Source organism: Stutzerimonas azotifigens (assembly GCF_013522725.1).
In the GTDB taxonomy this organism is placed as follows: Bacteria; Pseudomonadota; Gammaproteobacteria; order Pseudomonadales; family Pseudomonadaceae; genus Stutzerimonas; species Stutzerimonas azotifigens_A.
Map to the genome: position 1 here is coordinate 1 of NZ_JAAMRF010000023.1, position 1,275 is coordinate 1,275.

Genomic DNA, 1,275 nt, shown 5'->3' on the forward strand with positions numbered 1-1,275 from the left:
AAAAGGGGACAGATTGAACTACCCCCGGTTTCACGGACACCGGCCTAAGAGACAGCGTGTAGGCTTTCAAATTCGAATGGCGTCATGTACGCCAGATATGAATGCCGTCGCTGCCGGTTGTAAAACACCTCGATGTAGTCGAACAAGCTTTGCCGAGCTTCGTCGAAGGTACGGTACTTCTGGTGACGTACATGCTCGGTTTTCAGGGTATGGAAGAAGCTCTCCATCGCTGCGTTGTCATGACAATTGCCCTTACGGCTCATGCTCGGTTGGATATTGTTTTGAGCTAGCAATGCCTGATAGCGAGCCGTTCTGTACTGCACACCTTGATCGGTGTGCAGCAGCAATCCAATCGGCTTGGCACGCCTTCCCAGGCCCATTTCGAGTGCCAACGTTGCCAATTCCTGACTGGGCTTTCTATCCATTGCCCAGCCGACGATCAGCCGGGAGTAGAGATCCATAATCACAGATAGATACAGCCATCCTTGAGCTGTCGGGATAAACGTGATGTCCGCTACCCAGCGCTCATTTGGTCGGTCCGCGTAGAAGCGCCTCAGCAGTCGATGCTCAACGATGTGCTCAAAGGTTCGTCCGCGGCCAGCCTGCTGCCATACCAGTGCTTGTCTTGTTTTGAGGCCCGCCTCCCGCTTCAAACGGGCTATGCGGTTGAGGCCTGCGGTATTGCCTTGGCTACGCAGCTCCCGATAAATCCGGTTAGGTCCATACGTTTGGCGGCTATTGAGATGAGCGGCCTCAATCTGGCTTAGCAACATGCGGTTTGCTTTGGAGCGACGAGACTCTGCTCTGTTACGCCACGCGTAGTATCCGCTTGGCGAAGCTCCAATCGTTCGGCAAAGCCTGCGGATCGGATACTGTGCAGCATGATCGCGGACGAAGGCGTACTTCACACGAGGCTCTTGGCAAAGTACGCAGCCGCCTTTTTTAGGATTTCATTCTCTTCACGCAACCGCTCTAGCTCGCGCTTCAGCTGAGCCACCTCACTCTCTGGTTCAGCCTGGCGGCCAGAGCCAGGAAAGGCATTGGCCTGGTTCTGGTCAATCTGCTGCTTCCACTTGTAGAGCTGGCTGACACGAATGCCGAGCTCGCGCGCAAGCTGTGTGCAGGACTTATCCGTGTCGGCCAGCTGGCGGACGGCCTCTCGCTTAAACTCGGGGCTGTAGCACTGGTAAGTACGTTTGTCTGTCATGGGGACACCTTCCTCTCTGACGGTATAGTCACATTCGAGGTGTCCGTAAAATCAGGGTCAGTTCAGAT

Annotated in this window: 2 protein-coding genes; both read right to left on the minus strand. The window is 54.9% G+C overall.

The features are described from left to right. Positions 1-44: 44 nt before the first annotated feature. Positions 45-908 (minus strand): IS3 family transposase, encoded by an 864-nt coding sequence (locus tag G7026_RS22465; protein WP_181073267.1) that lies wholly within the window; start codon positions 906-908, stop codon positions 45-47. Continuing rightward, the gene (locus tag G7026_RS22470; protein ID WP_181073268.1) at positions 905-1,207 is read right to left on the minus strand and encodes a transposase; all 303 of its coding nucleotides are present in this window, start codon (positions 1,205-1,207) and stop codon (positions 905-907) included. Before G7026_RS22470 ends, G7026_RS22465 begins: the two co-directional genes overlap by 4 nt. Positions 1,208-1,275 lie beyond the last annotated feature (68 nt).

Bases quoted from the DNA above. Each gene is read 5' to 3' on its own strand.
- G7026_RS22470 (WP_181073268.1), bottom strand. From the start codon at position 1,207: ATGACAGACAAACGTACTTACCAGTGCTACAGCCCCGAGTTTAAGCGA.